The following is a 26,323-nucleotide window of genomic DNA, read 5'->3' as shown; positions in this document are numbered from 1 at the left end:
GGTGAGTATAAAGGATTATTGCTTTTCGTTTATATCGATATAAGCTAACCACAAACAAATGCTTATATAACAAAAGTGTTAGCTATTGATGATCTAATAATGCACAGCATCTGACATCTTGATAACACTTGTGTATAACGTTGATTCATTATGAGTTAAGCTTTACTTAATAAGGATATTTCACCGCAAAAAGGTTCTCTTCAGTCTGTGTTTCAATATGCTAAATTAACGAGAGTATTAGTTACTGCTTGGTTTATGTTGTTGCTATTAAGCAAGGGTGCATGGGCAAGCATTGCTTTAAATATTGAAGGCTTAGAAGGGGCGCTTAAAGAAAATACTGACGTCTATGTTTCTGCCATTTCTGAACAAGATTACTCCACGTCGCTTCGTTTCCAATCTCGTCTTCAAGATACCATTGTTACATCGCTTAAGGCTCTTGGTTACTATCAACCAGAAATGACCTTTCTCATCTCTGAAGATGAGAAAACGATGACCGTTCAGGTTGAACAAGGTCCGCCAGTATTGATAGAGGTTGTTGATATTGTATTAGATGGTGGAGCGAAACAAGATACCCAATTTCAGTCTCTTATTGATAAATCTGGTTTGGTGGAACAGAGTGTGTTAGACCACGGTAAATACGACGCACTTAAAACAAGTATTCGAAACTTGGCTGTATCAAAAGGATACTTTGATGGGGACTTTACAAAAACAGCACTGGAAGTAGCTCCTGATTTAAATAGGGCCTTTATCCGACTGCATTATGATAGTGGAATTCGATATAATTTTGGTAAAACTACTATTGTAGGAAGTCAAATAGAGCAAGATAAAGTTCGGTCTCTTATACCTTATGAAGAAGGAAAGCCATACTTAGCTTCAGATGTTGGCTTGCTTAATCAACGCCTATCTAATACAGAGTGGTTTTCTTCTGTTTTTGTCAAACCAGATTTGAGTAATGTGGGGCCAGATAAAATGCTGCCAATGGAAGTTGATCTTTCTCCTCAATCTAAAAATAAGATAGAAACGGGTATTGGTTACTCGACAGATGTTGGTATCAGAGGAACATTGAAGTGGAATAAGCCGTGGGTTAACACTTATGGGCATAGCTTTGACTCTAGTTTATCGCTCTCGTCTCCAGAACAAACGATTGTTTTCGGCTACAAAATACCTTTAGAAGATGTTCTTAATGAGTACTATCGCATCCAATACGGTATGAAGAATGAAGATAGCCTTGATACTGATAGTTTAGAGCTGAGCACGGTTGTTGAAAGGCATTGGCAGTTGGAGAGTGGTTGGCATAGAAACGTATTTTTGAAGTATCTACATGAAGACTTTACTCAAGGCTCCCAAGATGACGATATAAAAATGATTATCCCAGGAATATCGTTTTCTCGCACGAGAACCTCTGGGGGGCCTATGCCTAGAACTGGTAATAAGTATTCGGTTAGTTTTGAAGTGGCCGATGAAAGTGTCGTATCCAGGGCTCGCATGCTTCGAATACAAACTCGTTCTGCTTGGATCAATAGCTTGGGAAATAATCATCGTGGGTTAGCGCGCATCGACTTATCTGCTAACTTTGTTGAAGATATTCTTGATGTACCACCCTCTATTCGTTTTTTTGCCGGTGGTGATAATAGCCTTCGTGGATACGGTTATGAATCTATTTCTCCTACAGACGATACTGGTTATTTAATAGGGGCAAAATACATGGCAACGAGCTCACTTGAATACCAATATCGAATAAAAGGTGACTGGTGGTTAGCGACATTTGTCGATGTTGGCGATGCATGGAGCGCTACACCAGAGGCAAAAGTGGGTACTGGCTTTGGTGTTCGCTGGGCTTCTCCAGTGGGGCCAATTAGATTTGATCTAGCTTGGGGGCTCGCTGAAGATAGTGGGGATCAGTTTCGAGTTCATTTTGCATTGGGGCCTGAGTTATGAGAAAGATGGTGATCAAATGGACAATAAGGTTATTGCTAAGTGTCTTTGGGCTCTTATTACTTACTTTGTTACTTTTGCTAGGTCTTTTGTTCACTAATACTGGACTTAATACTGTCCTTTGGGGAGCACAGAACGCATTGCCTGAACTGAAAATACACAAGGCAGAAGGGGCAATTCTTCCACAATTCTCCTTGTTTGATGTGGCATTTAAATCAAATGATTATCATATAGACGCAAACAGTAGAGAGATTTCAATCGCTATCAAGCCTGATTGTTTTTTTACTCCGTCGGTGTGTATTGAACAGTTAAAAATCGATGGTCTAGATTTTGCTCTTACGGCACTACCTCCTTCAAATGAAGTGACACCTGCTGAAACGTCAGAACCTTTAACAGAATTTCAATTGCCTCTGCCGGTTTATCTTGGTGATGTGTCGTTGACCGATATTAATCTGAATATATTGGGCAACAAAATTAATTGGAAAACCTTTACCACTAAAATGGGAATGAGTGGTAGCAAGTTAACTATTCAACCAACACTCTTTGAGCATGTTAAGGTCGAGTTGGCTGAAGTTGCTGAAGAAGTGGAACCCTTAAAAGAAACGACGGATTCGGATCAAGAAAAACAAGCCATTACACTACCTGATGTCATGATCCCTTTAGAGATAGACTTAGAACAGTTCGATATACATCAGTTCAACCTAACAGGTGAAACGCCTGTTATTGTAAATCATCTTGGTTTGTCTACTCATGTGCAAGGATATGAGGTGGATGTAAGAAAACTTATATTAGACATACCTCAAGCTGACGTTGAACTTAAATCTAAAATAGAATTGGAAGGTGACTATCCGCTAACTTTAACGGCCTCGGCTTTAGTCAAACAGACGGATATTAAAGGGCAAAATCTGAGTTTAAGTGCGACAGGTAGTGTTGCGGACTTAGAGGTCGACGCCCAGTTTACTGGTTTGATTGAAGCCTTGTTAAAGGGGCGTATTGAGCCGCTTAAACCTGAACTTCCTTTTGATATTGCATTAAAAAATGGCTCTGTTCAGTGGCCACTAACAGGTACTGCGGATTATACAGCAGAGATTAACCATATTAATGCTAGTGGGTCATTACAAGGTTACCAGCTAGATGTTGACACCATTCTTGATGGCAATGACATTCCAAAGCTCGATCTTGCTATAAAAGGCAAGGGGGATTTAAACCAAATTTCACTAGAATCTATGATGCTTAAGGCACTAGGTGGTGAGGTCTCCGGTCAGGTAATGGCAAATTGGCAGTCCCCTATTAATTGGCAAGCGAACCTAAACTTACTAAATATTCAACCTGGATTGGAGTGGAAACAAGCAGAGGGTGTTATAAATGGTTCCCTAACGACTACCGGAAAGTTACTGGATTCAGGTGGTTGGCAAGTGGAACTGCCTATTTTCGATATTGAAGGGGTTGTAAGGGAGTATCCTCTGAATATTGAAGGCGAATTGTTTGCTAGCGACCAGAAAGGAACAGGTGATCTTAAACTAGTGACGAATGGAGTGTCTGTTAAGCACGGCTCTAATAGTATCAATGTATCTGGGGAGTTGGATAAGAAATGGAATCTTGATACCCATATTGATTTTCCTGATATAGCTAAGTCTTTCCCTGATGTAGAGGGTAGTCTTGTTGGTCAAATCGCTATGCGCGGTGATCTTAAAACACCGGAAATTCTAACGGATCTTTCAGTAAAAGAGCTCGCCTATCTAGACATGGCGACCATATCTAATATCAAGTTGTCTAGTGATTTAACACCATTACCGGCTCCCGCTGGCAAACTTGAACTGAAGATAGATAACCTACGGTATGATGGCACTCTTATCGATTCGGTAGCCCTTTCGTTTATTGGCTCTCAGAAAGAGCACCAACTCAGTCTTGATGTTCTGTCTGATGTAATTAAAACAAATTTTCATATTAATGGTAGCTTGAATGAGGCCCCTGAATTAGCTTGGAAAGGAACGTTAGATAGAGCTGATTTATCTGCGGAACAAGGTACATGGCAGATTGAGCAACCAGTCGCTCTTGGCTTTATTATTGATAGTCAGATAGTTGATGTTCAGGCACATTGCTGGATACAAGCCAACTCGAAGATCTGTTTAACTAAAGATCTTATCGGTGGTCAGTCTGGTGAAGCGCATCTAGAAGTACAAAATTTCACGTTTAGTCAGATAGAGATGTTTATTCCCAAAGAGACTCATATCGATGGCCGTGTTAATGCGCAAGCATGGGCGAGCTGGGCTCCTGATAAAGCACCAGATGTTGAATTAAAGGTATCATTACCAACAGGCAAGTTAACTCAACAGGTTGAGCAACCTATTGAATTAACGTGGAATGCCGTTTCACTTAATGCCCAATTACATAAAAATAAGTTAACGGCCGATTGGATGTTTGATATCGCCAATAATGGTGATATTAAAGGCACCCTGTTGGTTGAGGATGTTCACACAACACACCAAGGACTGGACGCTCAGATCATTTTAGATCAAATAAACTTGGATATGATTGAGCCTTTAATTGGTGAGTACGGTAAGTTAAATGCAGAGATAAATTCTGACATAAAGATTTCTGGGCCAGTTAAGCACCCGAAAGTTAATGGACAATTTGTCATTGACGATATTGTCGCTCTTGGAGATGTCACTCCTGTTGAAGTTAATTTTGGTAAAGTTGAAATCGATTTTTCTGGTTATAACGCCTTATTAAACGCGGATATAGAAACGCCAGATGGGGTATTACAACTTGATGGTGATGCTAATTGGGAAGATTTATCAGCCTGGGCAGCCAATGTAAAAGTATTTGCAGAAGAGTTGAGTGTTAGCGCACCTCCAATGGTTCAAGTAAAGGTTAAGCCCGATATGCAGATAGCTGTCTCTCCAAAACGGGCTAAAATTGATGGAGATATTTATTTACCTTGGGGAAGAATTGCCGTGGAAGAACTGCCGTCCAGTGCGGTTAGTGTTTCCTCTGATGAAGTCATTTTGAATAAAGACTTAGAGCCTGAGGAAAGTAATACAGAACTACCTTTTGAGATAGAGACCCACGTAAATATTCATATAGGCGATGACTTTAAGTTATCAGCCTTCGGTTTAGAGGGTGAATTAGTCGGTAAGTTAAATGTTACCCAGAAAGATAAAGGGCCGTTTATTGTTGGAGAAATTGAGGTCATAAATGGCGCTTATCGCTCTTTTGGTCAAGACTTAATCATAGATGAAGGTAAAGTGTTAATGAATGGGCCTCCTGATCAGCCTTATTTGGCAATTGACGCAATACGGAATCCAGACAATACACAAGATGATGTGGTTGTGGGTATTCGAGTTACGGGACCTGCAAATGAACCATCCATTGAGGTCTATTCTGATCCTGCTATGCCTCAGCAGAATGCGCTTTCGTATTTATTAAGAGGCCAAGATCTTGATAGTACATCTGGTGGAAATAGTATGACAACCGCCTTAATTGGGCTGAGTTTGGCTAAAAGTGGGCAGTTGGTAGGACAAATAGGAGAAACCTTTGGTGTCTCTGATTTACAGTTAGATACGACAGGATCTGGAGATGAATCACAGGTAACGGTTAGTGGTCATCTGACACCAGAGCTTCAAGTCAAATACGGTGTGGGTATATTCGACTCATTTGGTGAGTTTACGGTTAGGTATAAATTATTTACTGACTTATATCTAGAGGCAGTATCAGGAGTAGATAGTGCGGTTGATCTGTTATATCAATTTGAATTTGATTAGGGAGTAATACATGCGACATCTGGTTTTTGTTTACGGAACCTTACGTAAAGGTGAAGCTAATCATCATTTACTCAATGAAAGTGAATACCTTGGTATTTTTGAGACAGAGCCTCATTACCAACTGTTTAATTATGGTTCATATCCAGGTGTTACAGCGGGTCACTGTAAGGTATTAGGTGAAGTTTATAGTGTCAATGAGCAAGTTTTACATAGTTTGGATATTCTTGAGAATATTCCTGTTGATTACGTCCGTGACCCTATAGAGACCCCTTATGGGATGGCATGGATTTACATTTATCAGGAAGGAAGCCAACTTGATGAGGCCATTACATCTGGAAATTGGTTGTATCGAAATCAGTGATTTATAAATCGCATTATCTAAAAAGCCGTCTATTTCTGAAATAGACGGCTTTATTAATTAGATCAAGATTGAATGGATGTAGCCATTATTCGTTCGGGTTTTGTTCGATAAACTGTTCAACTTTCTCTACCATTGCCTTAGAACCAACAAAGAAAGGTACTCGTTGGTGCAGTTCGGTTGGTTTGATCTCCATAATTCGATTCTTACCGTCAGATGCTAGTCCGCCGGCTTGTTCAATTAGGAATGCCATAGGGTTACATTCGTAAAGAAGGCGCAGTTTACCGGTCGGATGACTTTCTGTACTTGGATATAAATAGATACCACCTTTCAGTAGGTTTCTATGGAAATCAGCCACTAAAGAACCAATGTAGCGAGACGTATAAGGACGATTCTCTTCTGGAACACTTTCTTGGCAATATTTAATGTATTTTTTCACCCCTAATGGGAAGCGAATATAGTTGCCTTCATTAATCGAATAGATAGAGCCTGTTTCAGGCGTCATTAGTTTCTCGTGAGACAAACAGAAAGAACCGATTGAAGGGTCATAAGTGAATCCATGTACACCATTACCGGTTGTGTACACTAACATGGTTGAAGAACCATAAATGACATAACCAGCAGCAACCTGTTTATCTCCTGGTTGCAAAAAGTCTTCTTGCGTTGGTGGTGTGCCTACTGGTGAAACACGGCGGTAGATAGAAAAGATAGTACCAACCGAAACGTTCACGTCTATGTTGGACGAACCATCCAATGGATCCATCAATAATACGTATTTTGCATTTTTATTGAGCTCTTTATTAAATGCGACTGCTTCATCTTCCTCTTCACTTGCAACGCCACATACTTGGTCGCGAGCTTCGAGTGCGGCTTTGAATTTATCATTCGCGTATAAATCCAGTTTTTGTTGTTCTTCACCTTGTATGTTTTCAGCGCCAACTGAGCCTGTGATATCAACCAATCCTGCTTTGTTGATTTCACGGTTTACAATTTTTGCAGCAAGGCGAATAGAGGCTAATAATGAAGATAGTTCACCACTTGCGTGGGGGAAGTCACTTTGTTTCTCTACGATAAATTCGCCAAGTGTGCGAAATTCAGACATGTTATATCCTTAACGTTTTCCGATGAATTAGGGGACTTTTTAGTTACAATGACTTTTAGCGTTAATTATTATTATCTGTTCGTTGTAACAGACCCAATTGTATGACAAGAAACTTTATATTGGTAATGAAGTAACCACTTGATATGCAAATTGTTTTAGCTATCTATCACATATCGACTGCAAGTAATCTGGTCGTTTGCATTTTATTGATGAATCGATCACATTAGTGTAATCAAAACAAATTAAGCCTAGGAAAAATAACATGCACATTCATATTTTGGGAATCTGTGGCACCTTTATGGGAGGTGCAGCGGTTTTAGCTCGTCAAATGGGACATAAAGTCACAGGGAGTGACGCCAATGTTTATCCACCGATGAGTACATTGCTAGAATCTCAAGGTATCGACATTATCGAAGGTTTTGACCCGTCACAGTTAAAATCAAATCCGGATCTTGTTGTCATTGGTAACGCGATGAGCCGAGGCAACCCATGTGTAGAATATGTGCTCGACCATAATTTAAAATACACGTCTGGTCCACAGTGGTTACAAGAGTTTTTACTTCATGATAGATGGGTGTTAGCTGTGTCTGGAACTCACGGTAAAACAACAACGGCGAGTATGTTGTCATGGATATTAGAAGACTGTGGATACGACCCAGGCTTCTTAGTTGGTGGTGTATTAGGCAACTTTGGTGTTTCTGCTCGCTTGGGAAGCAGCATGTTTTTTGTTGTTGAAGCCGACGAGTACGATAGCGCCTTTTTCGACAAGCGCTCTAAGTTTATCCATTATCATCCTCGAACTTTAGTGATGAATAATTTGGAGTTCGATCATGCGGATATTTTTGATGATCTTGAAGCCATCAAGAAACAATTCCATCATTTAGTCCGCACAATACCTAGTAATGGACGCATCTTTTCCCCTAAATCGGAATCGTCTCTTCAAGATGTATTAGAAAGAGGCTGCTGGAGTGAACAAGAACTCATTGGAGAGGATAATTGTGACTGGAAAACAGAAAAAATAAAAAAAGATGGTAGTCACTTTAATGTTTTTTTCGAAGCGAATTAGTAGGCACGGTAAAATGGAATTTAGTTGGCGACCATAATGTAAGCAATGCATTAATGGCCATTGCAGCAGCAAGGCATGTTGGCGTTACCGCCGATCTAGCTTGTGAGTCTTTGGCGGCATTTATCAATACTAAAAGACGCCTAGAGCTAAAAGGTGAAGTCGGTGGTGTGACCATTTATGATGACTTTGCACATCATCCAACCGCAATTGAACTGACACTGGATGGATTACGTAACAAAGTTGAAGATACAAAAATAATTGCTGTGCTAGAGCCTCGTTCTGCCACCATGAAAATGGGTGTTCACAAAGAAACGCTGGCCGCTTCGTTGGCAAAGGCGGATTCTGTTTACCTCTACCAGCCGAATAACATCGACTGGTCTGTGGACGAAATTGCCGAACACTGCGTTCAACCAACTTTTGTTAGCGATAATATAGAGACGTTTGTTGCACAAATTTTGCAAGAAGCAAAAGAGGGCGACCAGATACTTGTAATGAGTAATGGTGGTTTTGAGGGTATCCATAGTAAGTTGCTAACTGGTTTAGCATAGTCGAGAGACGACATAATTGTGTTCTTAGAAAATAATAACCTTGGTTATAAATAAGCAGAGAAAGCAGATGAATAGAGACAAAACCATTACTTTGGCATTTACAGGTGCTTCAGGTGCTCCGTATGGATTGCGCTTGCTTGAATGCTTGCTTGCCGCTGACTACAAAGTTTATTTGCTTATTTCATCTGCGGCTCGTGTCGTGATGGCGACAGAGCATGACCTCAAGCTACCTAGTGGTCCTGCCGCGGCTAAAGAGGCATTAGTAAAAAAGCTCAATTGCAATCCGGAGTTGTTAGAAGTGTGTGGTAAAGAAGATTGGTTTTCTCCCGTTGCCTCTGGCAGTGCGGCACCTAAAAAAATGGTGGTATGTCCATGTTCAGCAGGTAGTGTTGCGGCTATTGCTCATGGCATGTCTGACAATCTTATAGAACGAGCAGCTGATGTGGTAATGAAAGAACGCGGGCAGTTGTTATTGGTCGTAAGAGAAACGCCTTTTTCTACACTACATTTAGAGAATATGCACAAGCTTTCTCAAATGGGGGTAACCATTATGCCAGCGGCTCCGGGATTCTATCATCAACCTAAAACGGTTGAAGATTTAGTTGATTTCATGGTTGCTAGAATATTGGACCATCTCGATATTGAGCAAAAGCTCGTTGCTCGTTGGGGATACGACAACAGATAAATCTATCCATTAGTATAGTCGGAAGCCTCTTATCGCATCGCTAGCAACTTTATTACATTACGTATACAATCACTGTCGACTCATCGGGGTGCTCAATAATTGTTTGAAAAAACGGATTATTGGGCTGAGATTAAGTTTACCTTAGAACCCGTACACCTGAACCAGATAATACTGGCGTAGGAATTGAGCAGGATAAATCATAAATCCTACCTCAAGCCTGTGCCGCTCAAAACATGGAGAGCGTCCAGTGAAACACACTATTTCAACCTTAGCTTCAGCTTTAGCTATCACCCTTTCATTTTCTACTTTTGCAGCCGATAAACTGACGGTTTATACCTATGACTCCTTTGCGGCTGATTGGGGCCCTGGCCCTAAAATCGAAAAAGCCTTTGAAGCTCAATGTGGATGCGATTTAGAATTTGTCGCGTTAGATGATGGCGTATCTATTCTCAACCGTTTACGACTAGAAGAAACCAATACGAAAGCCGATGTTATTTTGGGTTTAGATACCAACTTGATGACCGAAGCAAAAAGTACGGGGTTGCTAGCAGAACACAGTGTTGATACGTCTGTAACGACGTTACCTAAAGGCTGGTCAGACAGTACTTTTGTTCCTTTTGATTATGGTTTTTTCGCCTTTGTTTATAATAAAGAAAAGTTAGAAAATCCACCTAAAAGCTTAAAAGAGTTAGTGGAAAAGCGTGATGATCTAAAAGTTATTTATCAAGATCCTCGAACGTCCACACCGGGACAAGGCTTAATGCTTTGGATGAAGTCTATTTATGGTGATGATGCAAGCAAGGCGTGGGGTATGCTATCGAAGAAAACGGTAACAGTAACCAAAGGTTGGTCGGAAGCGTATTCGATGTTTTTAAAAGGAGAGTCGGATCTTGTCCTTTCTTATACCACATCACCCGCTTATCATTTGATTGCTGAAAGTGATGCAAAGTATGCCGCTGCAAACTTTAGCGAAGGGCATTACATGCAAACAGAAGTGGCCGCTAAAGTAAAAAGTTCGAAAAATTCTAAATTAGCAGATGAATTCATGAGCTTTATTTTAAGCGATCAGTTTCAATCTGCAATGCCAACAGGAAACTGGATGTATCCAGTTACGGACGTCCAATTACCTGACGGTTTTGAAACGTTGAGTGTACCTGAAAAAGCACTATCATACTCTTCAGATGAAGTGGCTAAAATGCGTAAGAGTTGGATCAGAGAGTGGCAATCAGCGTTAGTTCAATAAAGCTAAGCTTAGTAAATTTTTGACTAACATGAATAAAACGCCGAAGTTAGGCATTGTTATTGCTGTGCTTATCGTGGTTTTTGTAGCCTCGGCGTTAGGGGCGCTTATTTCATATGCGCCCAATCTTGACATTACTCAGGTGGTATCTGAACCTTACTACCTGCACGTCACCAAATTTAGCTTTTATCAAGCCTTTCTATCAACGCTGTTTAGCGTTGGTTTAGCGATACCTGTGGCACATTCCCTTTCCCGACGAGATTTCATGGGAAAGACGTTCTTGTTAAAGTTATTTTCGAGCACGCTTGTACTGCCTGTTCTAGTGGGGGTTTTCGGGTTATTAGCAATTTATGGAAACAGTGGTCTGTTGGCAACATGGCTAAGTTGGTTAGATATAAAATTACCGTTTTCAATATATGGATTAAATGGCATTTTACTCGCCCACGTTTTTTTTAATCTGCCTTATGCTAGCCGTTTATTGCTTCTTGCTTTAGAAGGTATCCCGCCAGAACAACATAAACTCAGCGCTCACCTTGGGATGAGCCATTGGTACAAATTCAAATGGATTGAATGGCCTCGGTTACGACAACAGTTACCGCATATTTGTGGTTTAGTTTTCATGCTCTGTTTTACGAGTTTTGCCACGGTGATGGCGCTAGGTGGTGGACCAAAGTCAACCACGATAGAGTTGGCAATTTACCAAGCGATTAAGTTCGATTTTGATTTACAAGCAGGCGCATTATTGGCCATATGGCAGATTTTATTGTGTGGCTTGTTATCTCTATCAATACAAAAAGTAAGTAAGCCAAGTATCTTAACTCTGCAATCTCATCATCATCCAATTATCTTCACTAAAGACAATAAATTCGCAAAGCTATGGGACACCGCTTGGATTGCCTTTTCGGCATTGGTTGTTCTACCACCACTACTAATGGTTGTATTGAGTGGTTTGAATTCTAAACTATGGCAAGTGCTGCAAGACCATCGTTTTTGGCAGGCTGTCGAGGCGTCATTAAGTATTGCTAGTTTAGCGAGCGTATTGGCCCTGTTTATAGGGGGGCGATTCTTCAAACGAGTAGACTGTGGCGATTAAAAGGTCGTATTCATTATGCGAATAATATTGAGCTGATAGGGACTATTATTCTTGTCACGCCAGGTTTAGTCATTAGTACAGGGCTGTTTTTGCTGCTGAGAAAAATAACTGACGTATACAGCCTTGCGTTCTTTATTGTGGTTGCCGTTAATAGTTTGATGGCGTTGCCATATGTAATAAAAACGTTGTCGCAGCCATTTTTTCAGATTATGCAACAGTATCAACTTCTTACTATGAGCTTAGGTATGAAAGGCTGGCGTCGTTTTTTGTTGATAGAGTGGCGAGGTTTACAAAAACCAATTGCACAAGCATTTGCAATTAGCTTTATGCTCTCAATAGGGGATTTAAGCGCAATTGCACTATTTGGTAGCCAAGATTTTAGAACCTTACCTTTGTATCTATTTCAGTTGTTAGGTAGCTATCAAATGGAAGCGGCGGCGGTCGTTTCTTTCACCTTATTGTTACTGTGTGTAGGTTGCTTTTCATTTGTTGAAAAAATAGTAGGAAAAAAGATGCTTCACATTGATAACATTCGATATCGCTACCATAAAGAGGTTTTCCAATTTAATGTTTTCATTGAAGCAGGTTCAATTGTCGCACTTATGGGGCCGAGCGGAGCAGGCAAATCAACGTTACTTGCTCTCATTGCCGGTTTCATCCATCCTGAGAGTGGCAACATCTCTGTAGATGAACAATCTCAGTTAAATAAAGAGCCTCATTTACGGCCTTTCGCTATGCTTTTCCAAGAGCATAATTTATTTAGCCATTTAACCGTTAGAGAGAACATTGGATTGGGTTTACACCCAGGGTTAAAGCTCTCTGAACAACAAAAAGAACAGGTCTTTGCGGCAGCGAAACAGGTTGGTATTGACGCGTTTTTAGATCGAACACCAGAAAAACTGTCTGGTGGTCAACGGCAACGTGTTGCTTTAGCGCGTTGCTTTGTTCAGCCACACCGAATATGGCTTTTAGATGAGCCATTTTCAGCTCTAGATCCTATTTTAAGAGGCGAAATGTTAACCCTGGTTAAACAGTTGGCCGAAGAGAGAAACATCACTGTGGTGATGGTGACGCACCATATCAGCGACGCCAAAGCAATAGCGACTGATTTTATATTTATTGACGAGTTGCAAGCATTGATCCAGGCTCCAGTAGCGAAGTTAAATGTTCAACATGAAAATGAGAAGTTACGCGCATTTGTTAAAGCGGGTGTAAATGATGTTGAAAGGTAAAAAGTTCTTGGCTCTATCGGTTAATAGATAGAACCAAGAATGCCATCCACTTTATAAATTTTCTTCCGCAAATTCAGCTAGTCGGCTTCTTACTACGCCATTTAAGTGTATGTTTGCGCTTCCTTCAAAGTTTTTAAAGCGTTCGACCATATACGTTAATCCAGATGTCACCGGGGTGAGATATGGAGAATCTATTTGAGCAAGGTTTCCCGAACAAACGATTTTGGTTCCCTCTCCACAACGCGTAATAATGGTTTTGATCTGAGATGCTGTCAGGTTTTGACACTCGTCTAATAGCACAAACGCATTTTGAATTGAGCGACCACGCATAAAGTTAATCGATTTAAACTGAATATTGGCTTTGTCACAGATGTATTTTAGAGACCCTTCTGTGCAGTGATCGTTTTTATGTAGCGCTTCAAGGGTGTCAGTTATTGCGGCAAGCCAAGGTAGCATTTTCTCTTCTTCTGTGCCCGGCAGAAAACCAATGGACTCGCCAATGTCTGGTGTATTGCGAGTCACGATTATTTTATCAAATTGATGTTTTTCGATACTCAGTTCTAGCGCAGCGGCCATGGCGAGCAACGTCTTCCCACTACCCGCTGCTCCGGTTAAAATGACCAAATCAATGTCAAGATCCATTAAGGCATCTAATGCCATACCTTGATAGATGTTTTTTGGTACGATATCCCAGGTTTTGCGGTTCATCATTCGCTCTCTGCTGAGATCTTTTATAACCACGTTTTCTTGAGCTATAGATTCAACTCGACCAGAAAAATCTGTTTCGTCATCTAATATGTATTGGTTTATAAAGGTTGGCTCTAATGCTGTTTTGTCTATGGTATGGTAGGTCCGCCCATTAACATTGTGGCTCTCTACATTATCGACATGATCCCAAAAACGGCCGGTGTAACTGTGAAATCCTTTTGTTAGGTATTGCACGTCATCGATGAGCTGGTCGGTGCGGTAATCTTCCACAAAACGAACCCCCGCCCCTTTCGCGCGTAAACGCATATTGATGTCTTTAGTGACAAGAATAACCTCCCTTGGAGAGCGGCGGTTTTGGATATATAGAACCGCATTTAATATCCTATTGTCTCCCGCTTTATCGGCGAAAGCTTTTACGGTTTCTTGTAGTTCAAAATCAGCATGAATTGCGATGCTTCCTGTTGCATTTTTTCCTTCGAAAATGGTATCCCTTCCGAAATTTGATCTGGAGTGGCGTCGCGAAACATATCTTCTAACGCACGAATGGCTACTCGTGCGTCGCGTGCTACGTCGCGCTTGCTGTCTTTGATTTTATCTAGTTCTTCGAGAACGGTCATGGGGATAATGACATCATGTTCTTGAAAAGAGTAGATTGCGAGGGGTTCATGTAGAAGGATATTGGTATCTAAAACGAAAATTTTTCTATCCGTATCGCCCATAAGCGTCTCCTTTGCCGCCAGGAGCGGCTAGCTAAGCAAGTACTGTTTGCGAGAAAGCAATGCACCTTTAAAGGATTATGGCGTTCTGATGCGCACAGTAGCGTTAAGTGAAGCTACTTACTACAGTCCTGATGATACACCGAAATAATTGGTGTTGGAACAATGCAAGTCAATGTTATTAAACAATAAGTTGACAACATTGAGTCGTTAACGATTGTATTGTCTCCCTCTAGGTTTCTCATAATCAGATGACAGTTTGATTTAAGTTTTAATTCGCTGAGATAAATATCATTTTATTCCCTTTTAGTCGTGACCTGTATCACGGCTTGAAGTAATATTGGCGACCTTAAAAAAGCTCGGCATTTCTTTCTAGATAAATCGAAGAATAGTCGCTCTTATCTGCCTATAATGTGTTTATTAATAGGTCTCATAGAATAGAATTATAGACGTAAGTCTACTCCAACATAGAGGTAGTCAATCATATGGCATTTGCTTTGGGTCAACGCTGGATAAGTGAAACAGAAAGCGATTTGGGTTTAGGTACCATCGTAGAACAAGACGCAAGAACGGTTACATTGATGTTTGCTGCATCTGAAGAAAATAGAGTCTACGCCCAAAAAGAAGCCCCAATTACTCGTGTCATATTCCATGTTGGAGATATTGTAGAGAGCCAAGAAGGTTGGTCTTTAAAAATTGATGAAGTAATAGAAGACAAAGGTCTTTTAACCTATATAGGTACAAGAGAAGATACGGAAGAAAGTGGGGTAGCACTACGAGAAATATTTCTTAGTAATCAAATTCGCTTCAATAAACCGCAAGATAAATTATTTGCAGGCCAGATAGACCGCATGGACAATTTTGTGCTGCGTTATAGAGCTTTAAAAAACCAATACCAACAACATAAGAGCCCTATGCGCGGCTTATGTGGAATGCGTGCTGGTCTTATTCCTCATCAATTATTTATTGCTCACGAAGTCGGGCGTCGACATGCACCCCGCGTATTACTTGCAGATGAGGTTGGTTTAGGTAAAACCATTGAAGCGGGTATGATCATTCATCAACAAGTGTTATCAGGCAGTGCTGAGCGCGTACTTATTGTTGTTCCTGAAACATTGCAGCATCAATGGCTTGTAGAGATGATGCGCCGCTTTAATCTACATTTTTCTATCTTTGATGAAGAGCGTTGCGTAGAAGCCTATGTTGACGCAGCAAACCCTTTCGATACCGCGCAATATGTACTTTGCTCATTAGACTTTTTAACTAAAAATGAAAAACGTTTTGAGCAGATTGTGGACGGAAACTGGGATTTATTGGTGGTCGATGAAGCACACCATCTCGAGTGGAGTGTGGATGCGCCAAGTCGCCAGTATCAAATCGTAGAGGGACTGGCTAATAATACCGATTCTGTACTGTTGTTGACGGCAACGCCTGAACAGTTAGGACATGAAAGTCACTTTGCCCGTTTGCGTTTGCTAGATCCTGATCGTTTTTATGATTATCAAGCGTTTGTCGAAGAAGAAAAACAGTACGAGCCTGTTGCTGATGCTGTAAGTAATCTGTTTTCTGGCAATAAACTAGAGAATCAAGCCAAGAATCAGATAACCGAACTCCTGTCTGAACAAGATGTAGAACCGCTTTTCCGTATTATTGAAGCGGATGTGTCTGAGCAAGAAAAAGAGAAAGCACGTCACGAATTGATAGATAATCTTATGGACCGTCACGGAACAGGTCGCGTGTTGTTTAGGAATACACGTTCCGCGATTAAAGGTTTTCCACAACGCAATGTCCACTTATTGCCAATGGAGATGCCAGAGCAGTATGCACGAGCAATGCGTGTATCAAATATGCTTGATAAAGATTTACCGTCTGAAGCCAAGGCCATGAGAAAGCTCTACCCTGAAGAGATATTTCAAGAGTTAGAGGAGGCTCTTGGTGGCAGTTTGATTCTCGCGTCGATTGGCTCATCGAAAAGGTAAAAGAGAAGCGTTCTGAGAAAATTTTAGTTATCGCATCTAGATCGACGACTGCTCTTCAATTAGAGCAAGCATTGCGTGAGCGAGAAGGTATTCGCGCAACGGTTTTTCATGAAGGCATGTCGATAATCGAGCGAGATAAAGCCGCCGCATATTTCGCGCAAGAAGAAGGTGGGGCTCAGGTTCTTATCTGTTCTGAAATCGGTTCAGAAGGGCGAAATTTCCAGTTCGCTAATCAATTAGTTATGTTTGACTTGCCATTTAATCCGGATTTGCTCGAGCAACGTATTGGTCGTTTAGATCGTATCGGTCAACTACGAGATATAGATATTTTCGTACCTTACCTAAATGGCTCTTCTCAAGGGATTTTAGCTCGTTGGTTTGAAGAAGGGTTACAAGCTTTTTCTGAAACCTGCCCAACAGGCCGAGCAGTATATGATAAATATGCGGATCAATTGGTTGAACTTCTCGCAGGTGGAAAAGAAAGTAACCTTGATCAGTTGATCGATGAGTCAAATAAACTCAATCGAGAACTTAAAGCTCAACTAGAACATGGTAGAGATAGATTGTTAGAAATGCACTCCAATGGTGGAGAGCACGCACTACAGTTAGTAGAAAAAATAGCCAGCACTGACGGTGATACTAACCTAGTTACATTTGCACTTAGCTTATTTGACACTATTGGCTTAAACCAAGATGACAAAGGTGAAAAAGCGCTGGTTGTTACTCCTTCTGAACACATGATGGTGCCAAGTTATCCCGGCCTCCCGTACGAGGGGGCGACAATTACTTTTGACCGTGAAACAGCATTGTCACGCGAGGATATGAACTTTATTAGCTGGGAACACCCTATGATTCAAGGCGGTATAGACTTGCTATTGAGTGAAGGTGTTGGAACTACCGCTGTATCTTTGCTTAAAAACAAAGCGTTACCAGTAGGTACAATGCTATTAGAACTTGTTTATCTAGTTGATGCTCAAGCACCAAAGCGAAGTGGTATTAGTGGGTATTTGCCACAAACACCGATTCGATTAATGATCGATGCTAAAGGAAATGATCTTTCTGAACAGGTAGAATTTGAAAGTTTTAACCGTCAATTAAGTCCGGTTAATCGTCATTTAGCAAATAAGCTGGTTTCGAGTGTACAAAGTGATATCCATAAGTTAATTGAAGCAGGCGAAAAGAACATTGGAACTAAATTAGAAACGGTAAGATCGCAAGCTCTGAAAGAGATGTCTGGTTCGTTGAATAGTGAACTAGAGCGTTTACAGGCATTAAAAGCCGTTAACCCTAATATTCGAGATGAAGAACTACAAGCGATAGAAGAGCAAATCCAGGAGTTAACGGGTTATATTTCTAATGCACAAATTCAATTGGATTCACTGAGGCTTATCGTTGTTTCACACAACTAGTACGAGTTTTACGGTGCGGTAGTTCAGTTCGTTGCTAGTTAGTCTTCGTTATTCCGGAGACCTTTCGTCACTCCCCTCGAAGGAGGGAATCTTGTCACCGCCGACTCCCCTTTTAAGGGGATGGCGTGACACCGTCGGGAATTTTTGTGTAAGTGACAGCTTGAAAAAACGTTAACTGAACAGCGTGACCTGAAAACGGGTATCTTCTCGTTTCAGCTTGATGGAGAGTGATAAGAGGTTTTTATTACTCAGTATTCCTGTTTAGACAGCACAACAACTATTTATTGAGAAAACTAGAATTCATGATCGATTATTCTCCAGCGCAAAACCCTGTTCAAATTACCTTTCAAGATGACCATGTTTTAGTAGCAAACAAACCCGCTGGACTGCTTTCGGTTCCCGGTAGACTAAAAGAGCATTACGATAGTCTGTGGAGTCGTTTAGTTGTTGATTTTCCAGATATTCAAGTCGTTCATCGTTTAGATATGTCTACATCTGGTTTAATGTTGTTTGCATTGACTAAAGACGCAGAACGGCACATAAAAAAACAGTTCCAATATAGATTAACTCATAAGGTTTATTACGCGAGAGTATGGGGGGATGTGGAACAAGATGAGGGGCTAATTGATCTGCCTTTGATCTGTGATTGGCCAAATAGACCAAGGCAAAAAGTGTGTTACGAGAATGGAAAGCCTTCTCAGACTCACTACCAAGTAGTAAAAAGAGAAGCGCAAACGACCCTGGTTCGATTGTTGCCAATCACAGGGCGATCACATCAACTCCGAGTACATATGATGGCACTTGGTCATCCTATTATTGGAGATGAGTTTTATGCTCATCCAGAAGCACAGGTGATGACCAATAGATTAGAACTGCATTCAACCGAACTAAGTTTTTATCACCCTAGAAACAATGAGCTTACGACATTGTTTGTGGCATGTGATTTTTATAAAGAGGCAAAAGAAGAGATATTACAGCACTTTACCGCAGATAAAGTGCTGCCAGATTATAAGTTGCTTAAAAGTACTTAAGCGAACAAAAACACGTTGAATGGTTTATGGAATTGAAGTTAACTAGTATTCCATCACCAATGTTATTGGTGCGGTTTATCCTTGCGGTTTAACGACCAAAACATTAATAGGTGAATTCTGAACAACTTTACTTGCCACAGAGCCTAATACCACTTTATCTACCTTTGAACGCTTGTGACTAGGCATGATGATTAAATCAGCGCCGAGTTTGCTTGCGTGCTCAAGAATTGTTGTATAAGGCTTGCCTTCAGCAACGTGTGTTTTATAGATGATATCTTCCGTTATATGCTGAGTCGCAAATTTTTCAAGCTGACGTTTAACGTCTTTTTTCATTTTATTTGCCGCATCTTTTGGAAAATAAGTCGCGACCATAGACATATGAATGCCAGGAAGTACTGTCAAAAGATGAACCTCTGCATTGGATGCTTTCGCATGCCAAACGGCGAGTTCTACCGCTCTATCTGAAAAGCCTTTGTCGTTTAAATCAACAGGAACAAGGATTTGTTTATACATATTATTATCTCTACATTAGGAGGGTAATCACCCTTATTTATCCCTATTCAGTTATTTTCGGCATTAACAAGGTAGCTTTACTGCTAATGCCGAAAATTCTACGCGCTGAGTTCGTCCTTACGAGCGCGACGTCTCTGATTAAAGCCTAGACCAATTAGTATCAATAGTGCAGGTACAAAGACCCACTCTTTCATTGGTCTGTCTGCTTTTAAAACAATCCATTGGATTTCCCAATCAAAATCAATACCAGAGGCCTCAGCTGGGCTGCCGAACTCAACCATATCTACGATCATTTTATTGTCGGTTTCAACAAGCATTAGACCCATAGATGCAATTCGTTCTTCTGACCCTTTTGCGTCATCTTCAAATGGCAAGACAACCGTTCTTTCAACGTATTTGCCTTCTAGAGTTTCACCAGAGACTCTTAATTCAAGTGATTGTCCCACATTGAGATTTTCAGAAATTTGAGCTATCTCAACTCCTGGATGAAGAACCTTTGCAGGATAGATCATATCCCACCAAAAACCGGGTCTGAAGAAAGTAAAAGTTAGAAGTAATAGTAGGAGAGTTTCCCACCATTTATTTTTAATAAACCACCAGCCTTGAGTCGCGGCTGAGAATATCAACATGGCAATTATTGAAGACATAACCGTTAAGAACAAATGCCACCAGGTGTCGATACCCATCAATAGTAACTGGGTATTAAACACAAACATGAATGGTAATATCGCGGTACGAATATCGTAGGTAAAGCCTTGTATACCAGTACGAATTGGATCGGACTTTGCTATGGCGGCAGCTGCAAATGCAGCAAGACCTACAGGAGGTGTATCATCGGCTAAGATACCGAAATAGAATACAAATAAGTGTACAGCTATCAGTGGAATGATTAGGCCATGAGCGGCACCAAGTGTGACGATAACAGGTGCCATCAACGTAGATACCACGATATAGTTCGCCGTCGTTGGCAGTCCCATACCTAATATCAAGCTGATAACCGCTGTAAAGAGCAACATTAAGATGACACTACCACCAGAGATAAACTCTACAAAGTCTGTCATTACTAAGCCGATACCTGTTAGCGTTACAACACCAACAACCGTACCAGCCGCTGCTGTCGCAACACCTATACCTATCATGTTACGAGCACCAGAAACGAGGCTTTCTGAAAGGTCGACAAAGCCTTCACGTATGCTTTCTTTTATATCGCCTTCTTTCGAAAAGAATGTCAAAAGTGGGCGCTGAGTTAGCAAAATGAAGATCATAAAGACTGTTGCCCAAAAGGCAGATAGCCCTGGAGAGAAACGCTCAACAGTTAAACACCAAACCAAAACCACAATGGGTAACAAGAAGTGAAGACCAGATTTAATGGTTGGTCCTGCTTCTGGTACCTCTAGTAGCTCCTCATCAATGGACATTTGTGCATGTTCTCTGTACCTAGCTGAAATGCTAACTAAGCCTACGTAAGCCAACAATAATACGACAGTTACTATCGGTGTGGCAGCAGCGCCGAATACATCTTTAGTCCAACCAACACCGTAGTAAACCGCAGCACTGAGTATACATAAGCCGAGAATGGTGCCTACAAAAGAGAGCATGCTATTGATGAACTTGGGAGTATGGCGGCGAGGTAGTCCCGTCATTCCTGCTTTACACGCCTCTAAGTGAACAATGTAAAGTAAGGCTATATAGGAGATCAAAGCGGGCAATAATGCGGCTTTAATTACTTCTACATAAGAGATGCCTACATATTCCACCATTAAGAACGCAGCGGCACCCATGATCGGTGGTGTTAATTGGCCATTTGTTGACGCGGCAACTTCTACTGCGCCAGCTTTAGTCCCAGGGAAACCAACCCGCTTCATTAGTGGGATAGTAAACGTACCCGTTGTCACAACGTTCGCAATAGAAGAGCCAGACACTAGTCCTGAAAGGCCCGACGCAACAACGGCTGCTTTTGCTGGACCGCCACGCATGTGACCAAGAAGGGAGAAGGCTACTTTTATAAAGTAACCGCCAGCACCTGCACGATCGAGCATGGCACCAAAGAGTACAAATAAGAATACAAAAGAGGTGGATACGCCTAAAGCGACACCAAATACACCTTCTGTTGTTAGCCAAAGGTGAGACATAGCTTTATTTAAACTTGCTCCCTTGTGGGCGATAACGTCTGGCATATGTGGGCCAGCGAAGGTATAAAACAAGAATACAGCCGCAACCACCATTAACGGTGGTCCTAATGCTCGGCGAGTAGCCTCAAGAAGCAGTACCATACCAATAACGGCAGCTACAATATCGAACGTTGTAGGTGCACCAGATCGGTCGGCAAGTTCTGCATAAAAAAGGTAAATATAACAGGCTGCAAAGCTACCAGCCAAAGCTAAAACCCAATCGACTAAAGGAACTCTATCTCGAGGAGAATGAGTAAGTGCTGGGTAGGCAGTAAATGCTAAAAAAATAGCAAATGTTAAGTGAATAGAACGTGCTTGGGTGTCATTAAGTACGCCGAAATCGAATATAAACGGTAGTGGTGAAGCGTACCAAAGTTGAAATAATGACCAGCAAAGGGGCACAAACCAAAGTATACGTCCGGGAAATCCTTTCGGGTTACGGGCGCCAGTATCGGATTGGGCCACCATTTCTTGCACATCTGGAGACGGTTTGGTTGTCTGCGTCATGTACGTTTTCCTTATATTGATGGTCTATTGTTGTAAGCCAAAACAGAGTAGTAATGCTCAAACTATGAAAGGAAGTATTTAAATCTTTCAAAAAGGCTAGCTCAGTTTGGTTTTGTACAGCAAAGTGATTGATTATCAGAATTTGTGTTAAAGAAAACCTTCAACAAATAAATTGATAAGGAGGCAAAAGCCTCCTTAAATTAACTAATAGCGTTAAAACAATTACTTAAGAAGTCCAACTTCTTTGTAATATTTCTCTGCACCAGGGTGTAGAGGAATTGAAAGTCCCGCTTTTACCATATCTTCTTTTTTAAGGTTGGCAAATGCTGGATGTAGGCGTTTAAAGGTGGCAAAGTTTTCAAATACGGCTTTAGCCAAATTATAGGCTACATCATCAGAAACGTCAGTTGTCGTCACCATTGTTGCTGCTACACCAAAGCTTTTAATTTCGCCTTCTGTACCGCGGTAAGTGCCTTCAGGAAGAGATGTATAAGTGTAGTATGGGTTCTCACCTACAATTTTATCTATCTCAGGGCCTGTTGCCGAAATGAGTTCAGCGTCACATGATGTCGTTGCTTCTTTGATTGAGCCATTTGGGTGACCAACCATGTAGATAAAGGCATCAATTTTGTTATCACAAAGAGCCTGTGAACGCTCGGAACCTTTTAATTCAGCTGCAAGTTTAAAGCTATCATTTGTCCAACCAAACGCATCCATTACAACGCTCATTGTTGCTCGGTCACCTGAGCCTGGATTACCAATGTTTACGCGCTTACCTTGAAGATCTGCAACACCGTTAATTCCAGCATCTTTACGAGCGATAATGTTAAAAGGTTCTGTGTGTAAAGAGAACATCGCGCGTAGTTTTTTGTACTCGCCTTGCTCAGTGAATTTGCTTGTTCCATTGTAACCGTGATATTGCCAGTCAGATTGAACGACGCCAAAATCTAACTCACCAGCTCTCATAGTATTGATGTTGTAGATTGAGCCACCAGTAGATTCAACTGAGCATCGAATGTTGTGAGTTTTTCGTCCTTTATTGACCAGTTTACAAATTGCTCCACCGGTTGGGTAGTAAACACCAGTAACTGAACCAGTACCAATAGTTATAAACTCTTGAGCACTAACTGTACTTGCAGTCATTATTGCTGCTGCAACAGCACCAGTTCGGATAAGTTTTATAAATGCCATGAATGTTCCTTCTTTATTCATTATTTGCCCCGCAGCGACGTGCTTAGTTGTTGCAGGTGCTTCCTGTTTGGAAAAGGCATCTTTTTCAATCATATTCATGAAAAAGTGGACGTATAGTACCAAAAAAAGACTCTGTATATAAAGTTCCTGAATAATTACAAGTGGACTTTTGTTCAATAGAGAGTGATTAATTTGTAAATCTGATATTTTAAATATAAAAATCAGCCACTTATTTAGGTGGCTGATTTTTGAAACAGCAGAATTCATTTTGTGATTTTAGTCACAAAATGAATGGCAAAAATTTAATATGGGAAAGAAATATTTAACTAATTCGTCAAATAATTCAACTGTTAACCTGAGTACTCAAAGAGTGAACAGACAGAATCAAACAACTGCTTGGTTGTGACATTTATTGTCGGTGTAATGAAGATGGTGTCATCGCCAGCCACTACTCCGAGTATGCCTTCTGATTTCCCTAAAGAGTCGAGTAGACGAGCAATTAATTGAGCGGCTCCCGGACCTGTGTGTATAACAACAATGGCGTTGTTATGATCAATGTCCAGAACTAACTCGCGCAGAGGACTTGAGGTCGTGGGAACGCCTAGTTCAGCAGGTAAACAGTAAACCATCTCCATTTTTGCGTTTCTTGTTCTGACTGCGCCAAATTTGGTCAGCATTCGAGAAACCTTGGATTGGTTAATATTGTCAAATCCCTCTAATTTCAGAGCGTCAACAATTTCACCTTGAGAGCCAAATTGTTCTTCTTTTAATATTGCTTTAAAGGCTTTAACTAAATGATCTTGTTTTTCTGTATTGCGCATGATGTTTTATTCTTGTCATACCATTCAATGGCAGCATCTTCTCATACTCTTTCCACATTCATCAAATAATCCCCCAAATTTTGTTGTTTTTATCACTGAATATAATTACTCGTATATTGAGAGGTGTAACATTGAACTAACATTTGCCGACCTAGTTAAGTTCCAGATTTCAATACGACTTTTGTAGCACGCGTGATACGAGTTGCGCTAAGTCGCAAAGCTGACGTTAATTAATTGTAATCGATTAATGATTCATTTAATTTCTTTCATATACCTTACATATATACATAAAAATTACGTGAATCAAAATTAATCTTAACTTTACAAGTCAAGGAGAACTACTATGAAAGTAGCCGTTATTGGTGCCGCTGGTGGAATTGGACAAGCTCTTGCCCTACTACTGAAAAATCGCCTCCCAGCAGGTACTGATTTAGCCCTTTATGATATCGCGCCAGTTACACCTGGTGTTGCCGCTGATTTAAGCCATATCCCAACGCCAGTTTCTATCAAAGGTTACGCTGGTGAAGATCCAACGCCTGCGCTTGACGGTGCGGATGTTGTACTTATCTCTGCTGGTGTTGCTCGTAAACCCGGTATGGATCGCGCAGATTTGTTCAATGTAAATGCAGGGATTGTTAAGTCTTTAGCTGAAAAAATTGCGGTTACTTGTCCAAAAGCATTGGTTGGTATTATCACTAACCCCGTAAATACAACGGTTGCCATTGCTGCAGATGTACTAAAGAAAGCCGGTGTCTATGATAAGCGTCGCCTATTTGGTGTTACCACGCTTGATGTGATTCGTTCAGAAACTTTTGTTGCAGCATTAAAAGACAAAGATCCAGGCGATGTCCGTGTTCCAGTTATTGGTGGTCACTCCGGGGTAACGATTCTTCCTTTATTATCACAAGTTGAAGGCGTCGAGTTTACTGATGAAGAAGTCGCTGCGTTAACAACGCGTATTCAAAATGCTGGTACTGAAGTTGTAGAAGCCAAAGCGGGTGGCGGTTCTGCAACTTTATCTATGGGGCAAGCAGCCTGTCGCTTCGGTATGGCATTGGTTAAAGCGTTAAATGGCGAAGAGGGTGTCATTGAGTGTGCTTATGTTGAGGGCTCTGGTGAACACGCTCGCTTCTTCGCACAACCTGTTAAATTGGGTAAAGATGGTGTTGAAGAAGTATTAAGCTATGGTGAATTAAGTGCATTTGAAAAAGAAGCACTTGATGGAATGCTAGATACGTTGAATGGTGATATTACTATAGGCGAAGAGTTCGCTAAGTAGCACAATCAATATATCGGAAAAAGGGTAGCGTATTCACGCTGCCCTTTTTTGTTACAATGCGTTTCGATATTGCTTTTGTTGTAGGTTCTTCATGTCTAAATTGATGAAAATATTAGAGTCGTTATCTCAAAATGGTAACGATGCTGAAATTAAAATTGCTAACCAGCTTCTTTTACCTACTACCGATATTTCTGAAATGAGCGCTATTGCTCTTGGTAAGCGTTGTGGAGTAAGTAATGCGTCTATAGTTCGTTTTGCGCAGAGATTGGGATATAAGGGATATTCTGTGTTTAAGTTCGACTACATGGCCTTGCAGGCGCAACGCAGTAGTCGTTTTTTGTATACCGAACAGAATAACAATAATAATTCATTACAGAATATTATTAAGAAATCGTCTTATCTATTGTCTGAAAATTTAGAACACTCTTTTGAATCACTTACCGCTGAAATTGTAGAAAAAGTGTCATTATTACTTTTTAATGCGCAACGAATCGCTGTATTTAGCCATGGTCCATCATCCATCGTTGCTTCCCATGTAATGCAAAAATTATTACAACTTAATAAGTTAGTGCTGTTTCATTCAGATGGTTCTTTACAAGATTCGTTCGCGCATCAGTTAACAGATAAAGACGTAGTCTTGGTATTAAATGCAAATGGTGAAGCCTCAGACATAATGGCCAGAGTTGAGGTTGCTAAGAAAGCTAATTGTAAAATTGTAGCGATTACTCGAGGTGGTCAATCAAGTCTTAATACGCTGTCTGATATAACTCTTACGTTTTCTTATAGTGAAGATCATCTAGATATGATGAGTAGTGTTGCTCAAATTTCGCAAATGGCGATATTTGATATTCTGTTTTTTAGGTTAGTTGGGTTGATATTTGAAAAAGAGTCGGCTGCTGATGAAAAGAGAAAAAAGGAAATATTTGGATTAGGTGTATTATAGAAAAGGGAATAACTCCCTTTTCTACTAATAAT

At 40.8% G+C, this 26,323-nt stretch carries 14 protein-coding genes, 4 pseudogenes and 1 riboswitch; of the genes and pseudogenes, 12 read left to right on the top strand and 6 right to left on the bottom strand.

The features are described from left to right. Positions 1-255: 255 nt before the first annotated feature. Genes tamA through PGX00_RS00385 form a run of 3 tightly spaced genes read left to right on the top strand, consistent with a single transcriptional unit; the run spans position 256 to position 6,060 of the window. Positions 256-1,938, top strand: coding sequence for an autotransporter assembly complex protein TamA (gene tamA, locus PGX00_RS00395; RefSeq protein WP_272137866.1), 1,683 nt, complete (start codon positions 256-258; stop codon positions 1,936-1,938). Further along, a complete protein-coding gene (gene tamB / locus PGX00_RS00390) occupies positions 1,935-5,699 on the top strand; it encodes an autotransporter assembly complex protein TamB (protein WP_272131821.1) in 3,765 nt (1,254 codons plus the stop codon). Before tamA ends, tamB begins: the two co-directional genes overlap by 4 nt. 10 nt (positions 5,700-5,709) lie before the next feature. Beyond that, positions 5,710-6,060 (top strand): gamma-glutamylcyclotransferase family protein, encoded by a 351-nt coding sequence (locus PGX00_RS00385; protein WP_272131820.1) that lies wholly within the window; start codon positions 5,710-5,712, stop codon positions 6,058-6,060. Between the two features lie 85 nt (positions 6,061-6,145). Here PGX00_RS00385 and fbp read toward each other — a convergent pair whose 3' ends face one another. Beyond that, on the bottom strand, positions 6,146-7,159 hold the full coding sequence (gene fbp / locus PGX00_RS00380) for a class 1 fructose-bisphosphatase (protein ID WP_272131819.1): 1,014 nt from the start codon (positions 7,157-7,159) through the stop codon (positions 6,146-6,148). 262 nt (positions 7,160-7,421) lie between these two features. On the opposite strand from fbp, the pseudogene mpl reads away from it, so the two are divergent. The 5 genes and pseudogenes from mpl (at position 7,422) to thiQ (ending at position 13,023) form a co-directional block, all read left to right on the top strand. Continuing rightward, positions 7,422-8,773: pseudogene (mpl, locus tag PGX00_RS00375) on the top strand (UDP-N-acetylmuramate:L-alanyl-gamma-D-glutamyl-meso-diaminopimelate ligase). Positions 8,774-8,840: 67 nt separating this feature from the next. Next, positions 8,841-9,458, top strand: coding sequence for a flavin prenyltransferase UbiX (locus tag PGX00_RS00370; protein WP_272131818.1), 618 nt, complete (start codon positions 8,841-8,843; stop codon positions 9,456-9,458). A gap of 74 nt (positions 9,459-9,532) precedes the next feature. After that, positions 9,533-9,658, top strand: a riboswitch (TPP riboswitch). 47 nt (positions 9,659-9,705) lie between these two features. Continuing rightward, positions 9,706-10,701 (top strand): thiamine ABC transporter substrate binding subunit, encoded by a 996-nt coding sequence (thiB, locus tag PGX00_RS00365; protein WP_272131817.1) that lies wholly within the window; start codon positions 9,706-9,708, stop codon positions 10,699-10,701. Between the two features lie 28 nt (positions 10,702-10,729). Next, a pseudogene (gene thiP / locus PGX00_RS00360) lies at positions 10,730-12,288 on the top strand (thiamine/thiamine pyrophosphate ABC transporter permease ThiP); the annotation flags it as partial. A gap of 15 nt (positions 12,289-12,303) precedes the next feature. After that, a complete protein-coding gene (gene thiQ, locus PGX00_RS00355) occupies positions 12,304-13,023 on the top strand; it encodes a thiamine ABC transporter ATP-binding protein (RefSeq protein WP_272137864.1) in 720 nt (239 codons plus the stop codon). Between the two features lie 51 nt (positions 13,024-13,074). Here the strand turns inward: thiQ and PGX00_RS00350 are convergent. Beyond that, positions 13,075-14,450: pseudogene (locus PGX00_RS00350) on the bottom strand (PhoH family protein). 482 nt (positions 14,451-14,932) lie between these two features. Here PGX00_RS00350 and rapA point away from each other — a divergent pair. After that, a pseudogene (gene rapA / locus PGX00_RS00345) lies at positions 14,933-17,835 on the top strand (RNA polymerase-associated protein RapA). Positions 17,836-18,137: 302 nt separating this feature from the next. Beyond that, positions 18,138-18,866: a bifunctional tRNA pseudouridine(32) synthase/23S rRNA pseudouridine(746) synthase RluA gene (gene rluA, locus PGX00_RS00340; protein ID WP_272131816.1), complete on the top strand. Its 729-nt coding sequence runs from the start codon at positions 18,138-18,140 to the stop codon at positions 18,864-18,866. 75 nt (positions 18,867-18,941) lie between these two features. On the opposite strand, the gene PGX00_RS00335 is transcribed toward rluA, so the two are convergent. From PGX00_RS00335 to argR, 4 genes are all read right to left on the bottom strand, one after another. Then, the gene (locus PGX00_RS00335; protein ID WP_272131815.1) at positions 18,942-19,379 is read right to left on the bottom strand and encodes a universal stress protein; all 438 of its coding nucleotides are present in this window, start codon (positions 19,377-19,379) and stop codon (positions 18,942-18,944) included. A gap of 98 nt (positions 19,380-19,477) precedes the next feature. Then, a complete protein-coding gene (locus tag PGX00_RS00330; protein WP_272131814.1) occupies positions 19,478-22,057 on the bottom strand; it encodes a TRAP transporter permease in 2,580 nt (859 codons plus the stop codon). A gap of 222 nt (positions 22,058-22,279) precedes the next feature. Continuing rightward, positions 22,280-23,248, bottom strand: coding sequence for a TAXI family TRAP transporter solute-binding subunit (locus PGX00_RS00325; RefSeq protein ID WP_272137862.1), 969 nt, complete (start codon positions 23,246-23,248; stop codon positions 22,280-22,282). 350 nt (positions 23,249-23,598) lie between these two features. Next, positions 23,599-24,069 carry a transcriptional regulator ArgR gene (argR, locus tag PGX00_RS00320; protein WP_272131813.1) on the bottom strand — a complete coding sequence of 157 codons (471 nt, stop codon included), beginning with the start codon at positions 24,067-24,069 and terminating at the stop codon, positions 23,599-23,601. Between the two features lie 343 nt (positions 24,070-24,412). Here argR and mdh point away from each other — a divergent pair, with 343 nt between their 5' ends. Further along, positions 24,413-25,348 (top strand): malate dehydrogenase, encoded by a 936-nt coding sequence (mdh, locus tag PGX00_RS00315; RefSeq protein ID WP_272131812.1) that lies wholly within the window; start codon positions 24,413-24,415, stop codon positions 25,346-25,348. Positions 25,349-25,439: 91 nt separating this feature from the next. Further along, positions 25,440-26,291, top strand: coding sequence for a MurR/RpiR family transcriptional regulator (locus PGX00_RS00310; RefSeq protein ID WP_272131811.1), 852 nt, complete (start codon positions 25,440-25,442; stop codon positions 26,289-26,291). Positions 26,292-26,323 lie beyond the last annotated feature (32 nt).

The sequence above is a fragment of the Vibrio algarum genome, assembly GCF_028204155.1.
Classification (GTDB): Bacteria; Pseudomonadota; Gammaproteobacteria; order Enterobacterales; family Vibrionaceae; genus Vibrio; species Vibrio algarum.
Note: the sequence above shows the minus strand (reverse complement) of the source record. Positions and strands in the feature narration are given on the sequence as shown.